Here is a 16,546-nt window from a genome sequence, read left to right as displayed (position 1 = left end):
GATCGTTAATTACCGAATGTTTGATCTATCAGATTTGCAGGTCGTAGTTCATTTAATGACTTAGCTAAGGGTGCCCTTCCGAATCTTACGTTTTTACATAATCAAATTTCAACTGATCATCCGGGCTTATTCGTAAGTCAGAGAATATTCCAAGGCTGGATTTCCTAGCAATGGAAGCAGCGTATCCGCTCATAAATTCTGAAAAAGTCTTTCAGGGAAGTGCAAAATTTCTTATTTTTACTATGAAAAGGGGCTGTCGCAGCTCTGTAAAACAGGTAATTTTGTTAGTAAAAACTTTGGCAATTACAGGAACAAAGGAATATAAAATGTTTTTAAGACAATAAAACACGCTAAAATCTATCAAAATATTTTCTGTAAATAATTGATAGTCTGCGTGATACATTTTTAATTCAGCGTCATTCGTGTAGTAGGCATAAATAAGAGGTTGCAAATAGCTCACAATGAGTTGTTTGTGAGCAAAGTTCGAGACCCGTCTCCCTCCCATTTAGAAGTTTTTAAAATCAATAAAATGCCTGTAAGTCAATGATTTACAGGCATTTTTTGTTTTTGAGGGTGTTTGAAAATTTCGCAATATCCAGGTAGATGGCACACAAATACGCAGTTGAAGTGCACCCTATAACACATGCCCATTATATTCAAGATCCACTTCTTGAAAACTGAATTCAATAAAACAACCATCTCTTCACCTAACTGCTAAATCTTTTTTGGAAAGAAAAATCAGGATGGCGCATTTCTATTTCGTTTTTGCCTGATTCATTTTGCGCTTCTGTCGCGTAAACAAACATCTGTTGTTCATAAGCTGCAATGGCTTGCAGTAATGTTTCATGTTTTCCATTGGAAAGTTCATCCGATAAAACCAATGCATCCATCAGTCCCGTGTTCACACCCTGGCCTGCAAAGGGAGGCATTAAGTGTGCTGCATCGCCTATAAGTGTTATAGGCAGAGGACGATCATTTTTCCAGGGTTTTTCTAACGGCAATTTTCTTGTCGGTAATCCAACAAAAAAGGATGTTGCGTCAAATAATTGTTTGTAAACTCCGTCCCAGGAAAAAAGTTTTTTGGAAAGAAAAGCACTGATACCGGCAGTATCCTGAAAATCTAACCCTTTACTATTATGAGTCCATTCTTTGGGTCTTTTAAAAGTTACTGCGTAGGACAATACACCGTTATTGCTAGGGTTTGCAACCAACAAATTGCCTTGGTATGCGGTCATTAGAATGTTGCCATCACACAATTGATAAAAATCGGAACATTTTTTTTCAGCGTTAGGGACATCACCTTGAATAATTAATGTTCCGGTATCTTCGACTTCTGCGTCTGTGATGTATTTTCTTATCTGAGACATTCCGCCATTTGCTCCGATAACAAAATCTGCGGTCACGTTGGGTTTATTCTCGAAATGTAAAAGCCATTTTCCGTGGTTTTCTTCAAGTCCGGTAAGTCTTCGATCCCAAACAACCGTGTCGCTTTTTAAACTGTTCAGCAAAATAGTTCTTAAATCGTTTCTGCTTATTTCCGGATTGTCGTATTGATTATCAGGTGCAATTTTTTTGGAAAATAATACTTTGCCTTGTTCGTCAGCCACGATTCTTCCCATAGGTTTAGCCAGTGAAAAATAAATTTGCAGCAAACCTGCTTCTCTCATTGCATCCTGCCCTGAACCTTTATGCAGGTCTAGTGTACCACCCCAGATTCTCGTTTGGGCGTTCTGGTCTCTTTCGTAAACAGTTGCATCTATTCCTTTTTGCTGTAATAATTTTGCCATCGTCAAACCAACTGGTCCTGCACCGATGATGGCTATTTTTTTATCTGTCAGTATCATGATTTTGCATTATTTAGTAACGAACGCAAAATTCCGTAATGAGACGGGATCAGGCTTGTACAAATGCGACAAAATCATTGCTTAAAGTTATTTTACCTCTCCTGGTTTTTCGCGCGAACGCCGCCGGGGTTGTGCCACTGTAACGTTTGAATTCTTTGCTAAGGTGGGACTGATCAGTATAGCCAAGCTCATGCGCCAGACCGGCAAGGTTGGAATCAGGATCAAGCAGCAAATGGTTTCGCACCTGCTCAAACCGCATCAGGCCAGATACGTCTTTTACTGTATAACCAGAAGATTGCTTAAATTTTCTTTCCAGTGTACGCACCGTTGCGTTCGCCGCCGCCGCTACCTGGCTTACCGGCATGGTTCCGTTCGCTTCCCGCATTGCAACGCCGGCTTTAAATAACATACTGTCGGCAGTAACCTGCGACCGGGCATTCAGGAAATATTGTTTTACTTCTGTTATCGCTTCCTCTATCTTTCCAGTATTGATGCACTCACTTAAAACGGACTGAAGCTGGGCGACAGGATGCTCAAAAACGCGTACTCCATCATTACCTGACGGTAGTCCGAGAAGATCAAAAACGGTCCAGGGATGACATCTGATACCAATGATTTCCAAACGATTTTTTGAGTAAAAAATGATGGGTTGGTTGAGCAAACCCAGAATAAACGGTGACGGCAATGGCTGCATTTCCCCATGGTAAGAAATGCTGCAACTACTTCCGAAATAAAAGATTATTTCGGCGTAGCCGTCTGGTACTACTTCAAAACCTGATTGTGATTCCCCGTATTCTCTTGTGTTGTACCAAAAGCATTTTATGGTATCACAGAGCTCTTCCGGAGGTTCAAATTCTTGGTGCCGCATTTTCAAAGATAGCATATTTAGAGTGTATGGATGAATAGTAACGATTCTATTTTCCACAGAATCTGTTATTTATTGATGAGCTCTTTTCTTCGTTTTTAACATGATTCAGATTTGCGACTCTGGTTTAGCTTTGACAGATTATAGAGGAAACAATTCTCAATATGGGTAAATTAATGAAAGGAGAAATCGGGCACAATTTTTTGATGGTGAAATGCTAAACAAGCAAGTATTTAATTTTCATCAAAAACTTAAAACAATGGCAAACGATAAAGAAATTATCAGCGATCTGAAAGGTCTTGTAAATATTTTAAATGATGGTAAAGAGGGTTATGAGTCTGCGGCGGAGACAACCGACAATCCGGAACTGAAAGCTCTCTTTGCAAAATATTCTGCACAACGCGCTGTGTATGCGCAAGAGCTGAAAAGCCATATCGCTACGCATGGTGGAGAATCAACAAATGAAGAAGGTGGCGTTTTAGGAGCGTTACACCGTACATGGATTGATATAAAACAAGCACTGAGCAGCAAGGAAGATACAGCAATACTTGAAGCTGTGTCTACGGGTGAAAAAGCGGCACTGGAGAAATTCGATACTGCATTAGGAGATTATGAAGAACATGCGGATCATATCGAGTTGCTTCGCAAGCAAAGAGCAGGAATTGCTGAGGCACTTGCTGATATTGAATCGTATCAAATTGTATAATAATGGCCGGATTGCAGGCAGATAAGGTCGGAAATTTTTTCCGGCCTTTTTTATTTGTCAAAATATTGAAATACCGTAGGATTCGAATTACAGGTGAATCGGGAATTTCCTTAGCAAAAAAATCACTTGGGTCGCATGGCTGCCCGCTGTTTTCTTTTGTCCAGAAATATATTTACGCCAAGTATTATAAGTGAGATGGCTCCGATAAAGATCAAACTTTTTTCTATTTTTCCACTTTTGCCAAAAATCGCAATCAGCACGATTACAGGAATTATTCCCGCCATGGTAGCTGCTATAAATTTTTTATATTTCATTTCAAGAATACCGGCAACGAATCCTAAGGCATCACTTGCTAATGAAGATAAACGTGCAATTGCGATTGCCTTGACACCGTATTCTTTGACATAAAGCGAAATTTTTGTCTGCGTTTTTTCTGATACAAACTTATCAATTGCTCCCGGGCCGAGTTTTCTTCCTATGATAAAACCTAGTGACGACGAAGCAAAAACACCTGCCAGACAAATCAGCGATCCCCAGATGGGTCCGTAACAAATGATTGCAATTATAAATAACAACAGGTTCGGGATAATCAAAAGGAACATTTGTAACGTCATGGCCAGAATTACAACAATTGGCCCCAGCGCTCCAAACTGTTTAACCCAGGATTTGATCCTGACTTCATCCTTGCTTGTAAGTACATCAAAAGCTTCATTGACACCTGCTTTCAATTCTGGGAAAAGGAAATAGCTTGCAACCAGGCCCACCAAAACTGCAACCGCAATCCAGGTCAGGTAATTATTACGTTTGGCTTTTTCATTTTTTTTCAGATCAGTCATTAAGTATAGAATTTTAATATTATCATAGCATCAAATAAAACTTTTAATAAAATACGATGCTTATAATTTTTTCAAAAAAAAGATAATTCCTGTATTATCAACGAGCCTATTTCCTCACTAAATAATTTCTATTTCTAAAACCAATTCAGAAAACAAATTTTCATAAATACATTTTAATATAAAATTATGAATTTCAGGTACAATACTTATTCTGGCATAATTATTGCTTAACACCCAAAAGTAAAATTAATTCTAAAAAAATCGTAAGCCTTTTTCATATCGAAAAATCCTGATTTCAATGAGTACAGAATCGCATCATAACCTAAACAGAACTTTAAAATTATTACCTAAAACTCCAACAGGAATTCTTGGCCTGGACAAAATTACGGATGGAGGATTACCACTAGGAAGGCCCACGCTGGTATGCGGTGGAGCCGGATGTGGAAAAACTTTATTTTCCATGGAATTTATTGTCCGGGGAGCACTTGAATTCAATGAGCCGGGTGTATTTATGGCTTTTGAAGAAAAAGCTGAGGAACTCGCGGTAAATGTGGCCTCATTGGGTTTTGATCTGGAAAAGCTTCAGGCTGATAAAATGGTTAGACTTGATCATGTTTACGTTGAAAGAAGCGAGATAGAAGAAACAGGCGAATACGATCTGGATGGAATTTTTATACGTTTAGGCCATGCTATTGATAGTATTGGTGCGAAAAGAGTAGTACTGGATACTATTGAAAATCTCTTTGCAAGTCTTAGTAATCAGGCAATTATACGTGCAGAGTTACGCAGACTTTTTCAATGGCTTAAAGATAAAAACGTAACAACAATTATTACAGGGGAAAAAGGTGATGGAACCTTTACCCGCCATGGTTTGGAAGAATATGTTTCAGATTGTGTTATTCTTCTTGATCATCGTGTTACAAATCAAATTTCAACAAGATTATTACGCATTGTAAAATACCGTGGTTCTTTTCACGGTACCAATGAATATCCATTCCTGATTGATAAAAATGGTATCTCCGTCCTTCCTGTTACGGCGCTTACGCTGGATCATGAAGTATCTACCCATAGGGTATCATCTGGTATTGCTGCATTGGATAAAATGCTGGGAGGACAAGGCTTTTTTAAGGGCAGCAGTATTCTCGTTTCAGGTACGGCCGGAACGGGTAAAACAAGTATCGCAGGTTATTTTGCAAACGAAACCTGTAACCGTGGTGAGCGCAGTATTTATTTTGCTTTTGAGGAATCGCCAAAGCAGATCATTCGGAATATGTTATCGATAGGTATCAAGTTACAACAGCATGTTGATAGCGGCTTACTTAAATTCCATGCTTCACGACCAACACTGAATGGCCTAGAAATGCACCTGGTTTCAATACATAAAATGGTTGAGGAATTTAAACCGCAAACGGTTATTCTTGATCCAATTACCAATTTGATCACAGTCGGTTCTGTAAGCGAGGTGAAAACGATGTTGATCCGATTAATTGATTTTTTACAATCGGAACAGATAACGGTCATGTTTACAGCCCTTACCTTAAACAACATTGTCAATGAACAAACGGATGAGGGGGTTTCTTCGCTGGTAGACGCCTGGCTTTTGGTGCGGGATATTGAATTTAACGGAGAGCGGAACCGTGGCATGTATGTAATGAAATCCAGAGGGATGAAGCATTCCAACCAGGTTCGTGAATTTGTGATTTCTGATGAAGGATTAAATCTTGTAGATGTTTATCTGGGACCAGAAGGCGTACTCACCGGATCTGCGAGAGAGGCGCAACGTCTGCAGGAAGTTACGAGTGATGTTCTGAGAAATCATGCCTTGACGAGAAAAGACATGGAAATTAACAGGAAAAGAAAGGTTCTGGAATCAAAAATTGCAAGTCTTCAGGAGGAATTTGAGTCAATTCAGGAAGAGCTGAATAAAAGTTATATTGAAGATGAGCTCAGAAAAGAAGTCATGGAACAGAACAGGGAGAAGCTTACCAAAAACAGACATAACGAGGACTAATCAGTAAACCAGCCGAAGAATGGAAGCCACGGAATTAAATGAAGATATTTGGGAGTTAAGACTATATGTAGCAGGCAAAACCACAAAGTCTGTTACTGCGCTTAACAACCTGAAAAGATATTGTGAAGAGCATTTAAAGGATAAATATATTATTGAGGTAATAGATTTGTTAGTGCAGCCTCAACTTGCAGAAGGAGACCAGATACTGGCGATTCCAACACTTGTTAAGAAAGTTCCAGAGCCAATCAGAAAAATAATTGGCGATCTTTCCAACGAGGAAAAGGTATTGGTAGGATTGAATATTCGCCCTGCAAAGAAACTCGGATGAACGAACTGCCAGATAGATCCGGTATTGATAAAACGGTCGTTGAAAACGATCAGTATGTTTTACGATTATTTGTTACTGGTGCCTCCACTAACTCGGTGCGGGCAATCAGCAATATTAAGGAAATATGTGAGAAATATCTTGGTGACAGATATTCTCTGGAAATAATTGACGTTTATCAGCAAAAGGAAATTGCTGAAAAAGAGCAGATTATCGCTCTTCCATTATTGATTAAAAGCTTCCCTTTCCCTCAAAGAAGATTGATAGGAGATATGTCGGATACCGACAGGGTGCTTAAAGGATTGGGACTTTCATCTTAACAATTAATGAATCCAATAAAAACGTACGATCAGCTTGTAAAGGAGAACGAGAGCTTACTCTGGCAATTGGAGGAAGCTACCGAAATCATCCATGCAATACGTACAGGCCAGATCGACGCACTGGTTGTTAAAGGTAATAATGGGCACGAATTGTACACGCTCAAAACGGCAGATCAGACCTATCGCGTCTTTATTGAGAAAATGAATGAAGGCGCTGTCACGCTGAATGAGGAAGGCATCATCCTATATTGTAATTCAATGTTCGCTTCTATGGTGGACCTGCCGCTTTCAAAAGTAATCGGATTGTCTTTCGAAAAATTTATTTCGGAAGATTGCCAGGATGCCTATAAGGAAATTTTCCGGAAAGGCTGGTCGCAAGATGGAAAATTTGAAATTTCGATCAGCAGTCACGACAGTATTATTCCCTGCCAGCTTTCGGTAACTACGCTTCAGCTTGATGAAGGCGTATCACTAAGTATCATTATAACCGATCTGACCTATCAGAAGGAAATTCAAAGACTTTTGAAATTAAATAATGAAAGGCTTGAAAAAACAAATTTTGCCCTGGAAATGAGCAATCATGATCTTCAGCAATTTGCATCTGTGGCTTCTCATGATTTACAGGAACCTTTGCGTAAAATTCTTATTTTCTCCGGCCTCTTGAAAAGCAGACATCAAAATGAACTTCCGGAAGAAAGTCTGCAATATCTGGAAAAAATTATCGCTTCATCAGGTCGTATGAAGACGATGATTATTGATATTCTGAGTTATTCAGGATTATCAGTTAACAATAACCAATTTGAATTAACGAAACTTAACGAAATCGTTCAGGAAGTTCAGGATGATTTTGAGCTGCTTATACAAGAGAAAAAAGCAAGATTTGAAATTGATGAACTCCCCGAGATTGAAGTGAATCGTGGACAAATCAGACAGGTATTCCAAAATTTAATTGGAAATGCACTCAAATTCTGTAAGCTTACCGAGGCTCCCGTCATTAAAATCCGTTGTGTCAAAAAGAATGAAAATCCTGATGAAACAAACTGCTACATCTCGGTTTCTGATAACGGAATTGGGTTCGACGAGAAATATGGAGAAAAGATATTCTCCTTATTTCAACGCCTTAATACCAAAGATAAATATGAAGGCTCCGGTATTGGCCTGGCAATAACTAAAAAGATTCTCGACAAACACAACGGCAGCATTACTGTTACGAGCAAAGAAGGTGTCGGTTCAGAATTTATAATCACTTTGCCTTTTCGGCGCAATACCAAAAGTCAAAGTGTTGATTAATTACTGATTATAAAAGGGAATGATTTTATTTTCTTGGCTTTCTTCTTATCCAACGGTATTAACCGGATTTCCCTGGCTAAAAGATTTCAGATTATCGGCAACCATTTGAAGCAGTCTTTTTCTTGATTCAAAAGAGGCCCAGGCGATGTGAGGTGTTATTACGCAATTTGGCGCAGATAATAATGGATTGCTTGAAACGGGAGGTTCTGTGGAAAGTACATCAAGACCAGCGCCGGCAATGGTTTTATCGGCAAGTGCTTTTGCAAGATCTTCTTCATTAATAAGCGGTCCGCGTCCTGTATTCAGCAAATAAGAACCGGGCTTCATGGATGATAGACTATTTTTATTGATGATATTTTTTGTTTCATCTGTTAGCGGACAATGCAAACTGATCACATCACTATTTTTGAAGAGCTCTTCCAACGATACCATTTCAATATCCGGATTATTGGTTTGTCCGGGATTTTTCCGGTAAGCAATCACTTTCATCCCAAAAGCAAGTGCGATGCCTGCAACCTGAGAGCCAATATCACCAAGCCCGATGAGTCCCATTGTTTTTCCTGAGAGTTCTACCAATGGAGTTTTCCAGTAAGCAAAGTCGGCAGAGGCAGACCATTCACCTTGAAATACACTTTGGCTGTGCGTTTCGATTCGGTTTACCAAAGCCAGAAGCAGCGCAAAAGTATGCTGGGCAACAGAAGCAGGTCCGTAAGCTTTCACATTGGTAACTATAATCCCGTGTTTTTTTGTAGAAACTATATCGATGTTATTATACCCGGTTGCACAAACTCCGATGTATTTCAATTTCGGTAACTGACTAAGCAGTGTGTCATTCAGTATTACTTTATTAACCAAAACAACATCCGCGTCTTTGGCTCTTTCAACAATTTCATCCGCTGTTGAACGATCGTAAATTGTAGTATTTCCCAGGTTCGAAATCGGTGCCCAGTCAAGATCGCCGGGATTTAAAGTATAACCGTCTAAAATGACAATGTTCATATTTATTTATTTATTTATTTAAGGCTGAATTTTGGTGAAATGAGTTCATTTGGGCAATTCTGGCAGGACAAGATATGATTTGGCAAAACTATCCTATTTCTAATACCCGGAAAATCCTGTATCAGACCAATATCGTAAAATTATTTTTGTCGCCTTTTGAAATTTGACAAGCAGCGACTTGATGGAAACCGGTTAATCTGATTTTTTTTCTATCTGTCTGTAAACTTAGTGATTAATAAAAAAATCCCTCTCCGTATGATCAGTACAGAGAGGGATTTTTTACTAAAATTTATTCTAATAAGTTTTCTAATTTTTAGGTTCTCCACCCACTTTCCCTGCGCCTGCACCTTGCTGTTGCATTGGATTTGGCTGACGGCGCATTTGTGATTGTTTGAAAATCTGGAAACGTGTTGGTTTTGCTACTCTTGGGTAAGAGTTGTTTTCAGTATCAATATCGGCGATCTGATAGTAAGGATCGAGTGTCCATTGAACAACTTTTTTCGACGTAGAAACCACTTTCGAAATTTGCTGATCATTGAAGCGCCAGATTTCTGCCGGGAAAGTCACCAGAGAATCCGTTCCGTCTTCAAAGCCCATTTTCACGATAACCGGCATTGGCAAACCACCTTTATTTTTAATCGAAAGGGTATAGAAATTAGTGTTTTTCTGAACCAGTTCTTTTTCACCCGGCGTTAAAGTTGCCAGATATTGCTCGTATTTCTGCTTGTCTGTATCCGTAACTTTGTATGGATCATATGAATTGTAGAAATCCGCCATTGTAGAATCCTGCGCTACCACTGTTTTTGATTTGTCAGCCGCATCACGGATTTTACTGATTGTTTGTGCTTTTGCCGCAGCTTCTTTACGAGCGATTTCTTTTTCGATAGCAGGATTTTGTGTATCAATGCTAAACCAGTTAACACTTACCAAATCCTGGTCAACAGGTTCTACACCATAAAACCAGCCTTTCCAGAACCAGTCAAGATCCACACCGGAAGCATCTTCCATCGTACGGAAAAAGTCTGATGGAGTTGGGCTTTTGAATCTCCAGCGCGTTGCATATTCTTTAAAAGCGTGGTCAAATTGTTCTCTGCCCATTACCGTTTCACGAAGAATATTCAAAGCAGTTGCAGGTTTTGCATAAGCATTTGGCCCAAGTCCGATCACGTTTTCAGCAGATGACATGATCGGAGACAAAACCGATTTGTCCGAAGCCATATAATCTGTAATAAACATTGGCTCTCCGCGACGTGAAGGATAATTGAAATCCCATTCTTTTTCGGCAAGATACTGGCAGAAAGTATTCAAACCTTCATCCATCCATGCCCACTGACGTTCATCAGAGTTTACGATCATTGGGAAAAAGTTGTGGCCAACTTCATGGATAATTACACCGATCATACCATATTTTGTTTGCTCGCTGTACGTTCCATCTTCTTCCGGACGACCGCCGTTGAAGCTGATCATCGGATATTCCATACCACCACCAACAGTGGAGTGACAAGAAATTGCCACAGGGTAAGGATATTCAAAAGTACGGTTTCCATAAGATTTCAAAGTATGAGCAACAGCGCGGGTTGAATATTGCTCCCAAAGAGGATTTCCTTCTTTTGGATAAAATGACATACACCAGATTTTCTTCCCGTTTTTGTATACATCACTTTGCATTGCATCCCAGATGAATTTCCGGCTGCTTGAAAACGCAAAATCACGAACATTATCAGCCTTGTAGATCCAGGTTTTCTTACCAACTGATTTATTTTCACGTTTTTCTGCTTTTTCCGCTTCTGCCTGTGTTACAATAATAACCGGCGTTTTAGAAGTTTCTGCTTGTTTCAAACGTTGTTTCTGCGTAGCAGTCAAAACAGTTGCATAATTCTGGCATTCACCCGAAGCAGCAACAATATGGTCTGCTGGTGTGGTGATGGCTACTTTGTAATTACCAAAGATCAAAGCAAATTCACCCTGTCCCAGGAATTGTTTGTGATTCCATCCGTTTACATCATCATACGGAGCCAGACGTGGGAACCAGTGCGCTATAAAATAATTTGAGTTGCCATCTTTCGGGAAAAACTCATATCCGCTGCGACCATAATATTCGGTGATATTGTAAGCCCAATCCACACCAAATACGATACTGGTACCTGGTTTCAATGGTGTTGGCAAATCAATACGCATCATCGTATTGTTGATCGTAAAAGGAAGGGCGTTGCCAGTCTTGTCTTTTACTTTCTTGATTTCGTATCCGTATTCAACTTTTGGATCAAGAGAAGAACCACGGCCATTGTTAAGATTTTGAAGCTGGCCTGTGCTCATTCCTTTTTCATTGATGCTTCCGGTACGGCTTGTAGCACCAATTCCGTCTTTTTTGAACAAATTCTGCTCCAACTGCAACCAGATATATTTTAATTCATCCGGAGAATTGTTGAAAAACGTAATAGATTCAGAACCAATGATACGGCGTTTTTCATCATCAAGTTCAACTTTAATATCATAGTCGGCACGCATTTGCCAGTATTCTTTTCCAGGTGCGCCGGAAGCGGTACGATACGTATTTGGCGTTGGCAACACCGTTCCTAATTGTTCAAAACGATCGTTCGCTTTGTAATTTGGCGATGTTGGCAACTGCTGGGCATTCACGGCCAGGGAAAGCAGCAGCAAAAAAGGTAAAAACAGTTGTTTCATAAATAATTGGAGTGTTATTCTGTGGTTGTTGTTAATTTAATGATAATCCCATTATTTCCTTGAAAAGCATATTGTTAAGAATGAGGGATATAGCCATTCCGGCAATAATTCCGGAAAGAATATCATTCCACTTTAACTTGGATACACGGAACAATTCAATCATCACAAAAGCGATCGAAAGTATAATGAGTACAATGATGAGCTGTCCTATTTCCAGTCCGATGTTAAAGCCCAGCAATGGATTAAGAATGTCCGCCTCTTTGCCGAGTAATGCTCTGAGATAATTGGAAAAACCAAGTCCGTGAATCAGGCCGAAGGTCAGAGCCAGCGGATACCGTGAGCTGTATGTTTTTTGTTTTGCATAGGAAGTTTTAGGGGTTTTATGGAAAAAGTTAAGAATGGCTGTAATAAGAATTGTAACCGGTATCAACAATTCAATCACGTCGGGACGGATTGAAATCACTCCCAGGGTTGCCAATGCAAGTGTGATGGAATGTCCTATGGTAAAAGCAGTAACCAGAATAATTACTTTTTTCCAGTCAACAAGTGTGTAAATTGTACAAAGGGCAACGATGAAAAGTATATGGTCATAGCCATTGGAATCTGTTATATGATCAAAACCTAATTGGAAGTACGCTTGAAACTCGGACATGAAACGTAATTAATAAAGTGGGTTACTGAGGAGGTTTAAGGAATATTATTGTACAATCTGTAATTATTGTCAAAACAAAGTTCCGAAGATATTTCATTAAAGGAAAGAAAGCAAAGGTTGAATTGAAATGTAGTATTATTTTTATAAATCAACCTTTTAGATATCAAAATGAACAAGGAGTAAATGCTTCCGGTTTTAATTCAGATACCAGTCATATAAGAAGATAAAGGGTGCTTTTGTATCAATTTTCACGCAAAGGCGCAAAGTTTTTTCGCAAAGAGCACGATGCATTTATTCTTTGCGTTGTCCTTACCTGCATTTGGTGAAATCTGAAATTTTATTCAGCTATCCCATTATAAAAAGTTGGAGGATTTCCGGACAAATCATATAAAAACCCATTCACCACCGCAAACTTCACAACGCCATTTTTAGTCAAAATAAAAGTCGGGATATCCTCAAAAGTCGGGGCTGAGGTTGGTGCGGATTTATCCATTAAAATATGCAGGGGAAGATTTGTGAAGAATATTCCTTCCGATGTCAGGTCTGTCTTGATATAGGTGTAACCTTCTTTCAGTAATTCCCAGGGATCAAATTTATCAAGCTGACTGATTTCGGAATAGGAAACTGAAAGCGCTTTTCCTTTTTCCAAAGTATAACCCGTCGCATCAAATTCTTCACTTCCAAAATAAATAGAAAGATCACCGTAATCTTCGATTTTACTTTTATAGAAAAATTTCGTGGCGTTATCGTAATTTACTTCTGCACGATCAATTCCTAAATCGGTTTGATAGCTTTTTCCGTCCTCCGTAACGGTAGCATTGCGAATTAAAAAATCAAAAATATAACGGCTGTTTTCAGGTAATTTGTAATAATCTTCCCGACCTTCCTGAGCATATGAATTATCAGCAATCGACTGCAATGCCGTAATAATCGACATGAAATTCAGCTTCCGGATATATTGTTTTTCCGGGTCGCCGACGTATCCTCCAGATTCGATGAGAATTAATGTCGTGCCCCATTTTTGAATATTATCACCAAAAGCGCGCGGTTCATGGTCCTCGTTCCATCGCCCAACGGCGTCAGGAATATAATTTTGCAGCATACGGTTCATTCCCACAATCACCTGAATTGCCTTTTCCCGCACTGCATTTACATTTCTTTCCTGATCATAAGCCGTAGCTAAAAAGGAAATCGTAGCCAGTTTGGAAGTATTACCGACTGAATAACGCGGATTTTTATCGTGTAAATTAAAACCAAATTCAGGCTGCAATGTCTGTTGCAATTCCTTTAAAATCCTTGACTCCGGTGCTTGTAATTGTAATGCGTCGCGGTTTATATCAATATTCTGAGCATTCCGTCTTTGGAAGCGCTCGGCTCCGTCCGGATTCAGCATTGGGACAAAATATAATGTAGTTTCAGCCAATATTAATTTTCTGACTTCATCAAATTCATCATTTTCTGCTTCCAGGAAATTAAGAATATCAAAACAGGCCATGGTTGCTGTGGCTTCGTCGCCATGCATTTGTGTCCATAGTAAAATTTTACGCGGGCCGGTTCCTGTTTTTAAATAATGAATCGGTCTGCCTTCAAAAGATTCACCAACTTTTACGACCTCATATGCCGGATTTCCTATTCGTTTATCGATTAAAGTATTAACCAACTCCTGTTTAAAACGGCGGTTGAATAATGTTTTCTCCTGAAATAATATGTAAGAATTATAAAGCGAATCGTGCAAAGCGGAATTTTGAACCATGAATTTGTATTTGGCAAACACGTAAATTAAAAAGTATCAGGCAGTTAAATATGGTTTAACTTCACTGAGACAAAAGTAAGCACATTAGTTAAAAACGGACATACAATTTCTTCCAGTTTTTCTATGGATAATTTGCAAAAATTGTTCCAATCTCTAACAAAGTTTTCTTATCTTTGCAGCATGTTAAGAGCTGAAACATATCATCATTTTCATCAAAACCATTTGGTTTCCGGGCGTCTTGGGTGATGTGTTTTTGCAAGTAGTGTTGTAATAAGGTTGAATACATAGTATCCCAAAAGCCCGATTCCTAAACCGAATCGGGCTTTATTTTTGAGATTTACATTCAATCTTGCTGGTTTTGTCATAAAATTTAACAGCCATCCGGCTAAAATCTTTAATCCTAAACGAATGAAAACCGTTATTATCAAATACAATGCGGGAAATGTGCAGTCGGTAATGTATGCGCTCGACCGGATTGGTGTTGATTATTTGTACACAGACAACGAAGAGGAAATTCGTTCAGCGGATAAAGTTATTTTTCCGGGAGTAGGCGAGGCCAGTACAACAATGAGTTACCTGAGAGAAAAAGGTCTCGATAAACTTATTCCCTCATTAACCCAACCTGTTTTGGGAACATGCGTCGGAATGCAATTGATGTGCCGCTTTTCAGAAGAAAATAACACAACCTGCATGGGGATTTTTGATGTGGATGTAAAAAGATTTGCGGCAACGCCAGGAATCAAAGTGCCCCATATGGGCTGGAATAATATCACAAATTATCAGTCAGAACTTACAAAAGATCTGATTGATAACGCATACGTTTATTTCGTTCACAGTTACGCCGCACCAGTTTGCGAATACACGGTTGCAACCTGCGATTATATCAATCCATTCAGCGCCATGTTGCATAAAGATAACTTCCACGCAGCTCAATTCCACTGTGAAATCAGCGGCGATGTAGGACAAAAAATACTGGAAAATTTCCTGAAACTCTAACTAACCAGGCCTGAAAGGCCGTCATATTTCAGCACAGGCCACCGGCCTGTGGATCCGGGATGTGATGATCCTATTACAACACAAAAACATGATCCAGATAATTCCAGCCATAGACATGATCGAAGGAAAATGCGTGAGATTAACGCAGGGCGATTATGGAAAGAAAATTATATACAACGAAAACCCGCTCGAAGTAGCCCTGGAATTCCAGGATTCCGGCCTTACCAGATTGCACCTGGTAGATCTTGACGGAGCCAAAGCAAAAAAAGTAATCAACTGGAAAGTTTTAGAAAAAATAGCTTCCCAAACCTCCCTGCACATTGATTTTGGGGGTGGCGTACAATCCGAAGAAGATATTCGAATTGTGTTTGAAAGCGGAGCAAAACAGGTAACAGGAGGAAGCGTAGCCGTAAAACAACCGGATTTATTCAAAAGCTGGCTGGACAGTTACGGAGGAGAAAAAATTATTTTGGGTGCAGATGCTAAAAATGAAAAAGTTGCCGTAAGTGGTTGGGAAGAAGGAACAGAATTATGGGTTTATGATTTTGTTGAAGAATATGTTGATAAAGGCGTTAAGTATGCGATCAGCACGGATGTAGCCAAAGACGGACTTTTGCAAGGACCTTCTTTTGATCTTTACAAAAACTTACAGGACAAATGCCCGGACCTGAATATTATCGCCAGTGGCGGAATAAGCGGTTTGGCAGATGTTGAAAAACTGGCAGAAATGAATATTTATGGCGTCATCATCGGGAAGGCGATTTATGAAGGCCGGATAAAACTGGAAGAGTTAAAAATGTTTTTTTAATGGATATTTTTCAGGTACAACGTGGAGAATACGAGATAACTACCGACAAAGGCAGGCTGGATTTTAACGTAATTCATGATATTCTGTCCCAAAGTTATTGGTCGTCAGGGATTCCTATGGATACGGTGAAAAAAGCTGCTCAAAATGCGGTGACCTTCGGGATATACCATGGAAAACAGCAAGTCGGATATGCCCGCGTCGTTACCGATTATGCTACATTTGCCTATTTGGCAGATGTGTTTGTTGTTGAGAGCGAGCGCGGTAATGGATTGTCAAAATGGCTGGTCGAATCCATTCTTGATGCTCCTTTTTTACAAGGATTAAGGCGTTGGATGCTTGCCACCCGCGACGCTCACGGATTATACCAACAATACGGATTCACACCATTGGAAAATCCGGATATTTTCATGCAGATTAATCATCCGGATATTTATAACACCGGCAAAAATAATTAAC

16 protein-coding genes are annotated in these 16,546 nt (G+C 39.4%); 8 read left to right on the top strand and 8 right to left on the bottom strand.

Going from position 1 to position 16,546, the window contains the following annotated elements; all coding sequences use genetic code 11:
- Window positions 1–707 precede the first annotated feature (707 nt).
- The gene (locus IEE83_RS26525) at window positions 708–1,844 is read right to left on the bottom strand and encodes an FAD-dependent oxidoreductase (protein WP_194123779.1); all 1,137 of its coding nucleotides are present in this window, start codon (window positions 1,842–1,844) and stop codon (window positions 708–710) included.
- 49 nt (window positions 1,845–1,893) lie between these two features.
- A complete protein-coding gene (locus IEE83_RS26520) occupies window positions 1,894–2,712 on the bottom strand; it encodes a helix-turn-helix domain-containing protein (RefSeq protein ID WP_194123778.1) in 819 nt (272 codons plus the stop codon).
- Between the two features lie 256 nt (window positions 2,713–2,968).
- On the opposite strand from IEE83_RS26520, the gene IEE83_RS26515 reads away from it, so the two are divergent.
- A complete protein-coding gene (locus tag IEE83_RS26515; RefSeq protein WP_194123777.1) occupies window positions 2,969–3,415 on the top strand; it encodes a ferritin-like domain-containing protein in 447 nt (148 codons plus the stop codon).
- Window positions 3,416–3,537: 122 nt separating this feature from the next.
- Here the strand turns inward: IEE83_RS26515 and IEE83_RS26510 are convergent, their stop codons facing one another.
- A complete protein-coding gene (locus tag IEE83_RS26510) occupies window positions 3,538–4,251 on the bottom strand; it encodes a TVP38/TMEM64 family protein (RefSeq protein WP_194123776.1) in 714 nt (237 codons plus the stop codon).
- Between the two features lie 298 nt (window positions 4,252–4,549).
- Here IEE83_RS26510 and kaiC point away from each other — a divergent pair, with 298 nt between their 5' ends.
- Genes kaiC through IEE83_RS26490 form a run of 4 tightly spaced genes read left to right on the top strand, consistent with a single transcriptional unit; the run spans window position 4,550 to window position 8,197 of the window.
- Window positions 4,550–6,262 (top strand): circadian clock protein KaiC, encoded by a 1,713-nt coding sequence (gene kaiC / locus IEE83_RS26505; RefSeq protein WP_194123775.1) that lies wholly within the window; start codon window positions 4,550–4,552, stop codon window positions 6,260–6,262.
- A 19-nt stretch (window positions 6,263–6,281) separates the two neighbouring features.
- Window positions 6,282–6,590 (top strand): circadian clock KaiB family protein, encoded by a 309-nt coding sequence (locus tag IEE83_RS26500; RefSeq protein WP_194123774.1) that lies wholly within the window; start codon window positions 6,282–6,284, stop codon window positions 6,588–6,590.
- Window positions 6,587–6,907 (top strand): circadian clock KaiB family protein, encoded by a 321-nt coding sequence (locus IEE83_RS26495; protein ID WP_194123773.1) that lies wholly within the window; start codon window positions 6,587–6,589, stop codon window positions 6,905–6,907. Before IEE83_RS26500 ends, IEE83_RS26495 begins: the two co-directional genes overlap by 4 nt.
- Window positions 6,908–6,913: 6 nt before the next feature.
- The gene (locus IEE83_RS26490) at window positions 6,914–8,197 is read left to right on the top strand and encodes a sensor histidine kinase (RefSeq protein WP_194123772.1); all 1,284 of its coding nucleotides are present in this window, start codon (window positions 6,914–6,916) and stop codon (window positions 8,195–8,197) included.
- Window positions 8,198–8,242: 45 nt separating this feature from the next.
- Here the strand turns inward: IEE83_RS26490 and IEE83_RS26485 are convergent, their stop codons facing one another.
- The 5 genes from IEE83_RS26485 to IEE83_RS26465 form a co-directional block, all read right to left on the bottom strand.
- Window positions 8,243–9,196: a D-2-hydroxyacid dehydrogenase gene (locus IEE83_RS26485; protein WP_194123771.1), complete on the bottom strand. Its 954-nt coding sequence runs from the start codon at window positions 9,194–9,196 to the stop codon at window positions 8,243–8,245.
- 306 nt (window positions 9,197–9,502) lie between these two features.
- Window positions 9,503–11,881 carry a M1 family metallopeptidase gene (locus IEE83_RS26480; protein WP_194123770.1) on the bottom strand — a complete coding sequence of 793 codons (2,379 nt, stop codon included), beginning with the start codon at window positions 11,879–11,881 and terminating at the stop codon, window positions 9,503–9,505.
- 31 nt (window positions 11,882–11,912) lie between these two features.
- A complete protein-coding gene (locus IEE83_RS26475; protein WP_194123769.1) occupies window positions 11,913–12,533 on the bottom strand; it encodes a HupE/UreJ family protein in 621 nt (206 codons plus the stop codon).
- Between the two features lie 337 nt (window positions 12,534–12,870).
- Window positions 12,871–14,286: a M14 family zinc carboxypeptidase gene (locus IEE83_RS26470; RefSeq protein WP_194123768.1), complete on the bottom strand. Its 1,416-nt coding sequence runs from the start codon at window positions 14,284–14,286 to the stop codon at window positions 12,871–12,873.
- A 212-nt stretch (window positions 14,287–14,498) separates the two neighbouring features.
- Window positions 14,499–14,651, bottom strand: a complete 153-nt coding sequence (locus IEE83_RS26465; protein ID WP_194123767.1) for a hypothetical protein — start codon at window positions 14,649–14,651, stop codon at window positions 14,499–14,501.
- Between the two features lie 43 nt (window positions 14,652–14,694).
- Between IEE83_RS26465 and hisH the strand changes: the two genes are divergently transcribed.
- From hisH to IEE83_RS26450, 3 genes are all read left to right on the top strand, one after another.
- Complete coding sequence (gene hisH / locus IEE83_RS26460) at window positions 14,695–15,282, top strand: imidazole glycerol phosphate synthase subunit HisH (RefSeq protein WP_194123766.1); 588 nt, start codon at window positions 14,695–14,697, stop codon at window positions 15,280–15,282.
- Between the two features lie 88 nt (window positions 15,283–15,370).
- Window positions 15,371–16,090, top strand: a complete 720-nt coding sequence (hisA, locus tag IEE83_RS26455; protein WP_194123765.1) for a 1-(5-phosphoribosyl)-5-[(5-phosphoribosylamino)methylideneamino]imidazole-4-carboxamide isomerase — start codon at window positions 15,371–15,373, stop codon at window positions 16,088–16,090.
- On the top strand, window positions 16,090–16,545 hold the full coding sequence (locus tag IEE83_RS26450) for a GNAT family N-acetyltransferase (protein ID WP_194123764.1): 456 nt from the start codon (window positions 16,090–16,092) through the stop codon (window positions 16,543–16,545). Before hisA ends, IEE83_RS26450 begins: the two co-directional genes overlap by 1 nt.
- Window position 16,546: the final 1 nt, after the last annotated feature.

The sequence above is a fragment of the Dyadobacter subterraneus genome (assembly GCF_015221875.1).
GTDB lineage: Bacteria > Bacteroidota > Bacteroidia > Cytophagales > Spirosomataceae > Dyadobacter > Dyadobacter subterraneus.
Note: the sequence above shows the minus strand (reverse complement) of the source record. Positions and strands in the feature narration are given on the sequence as shown.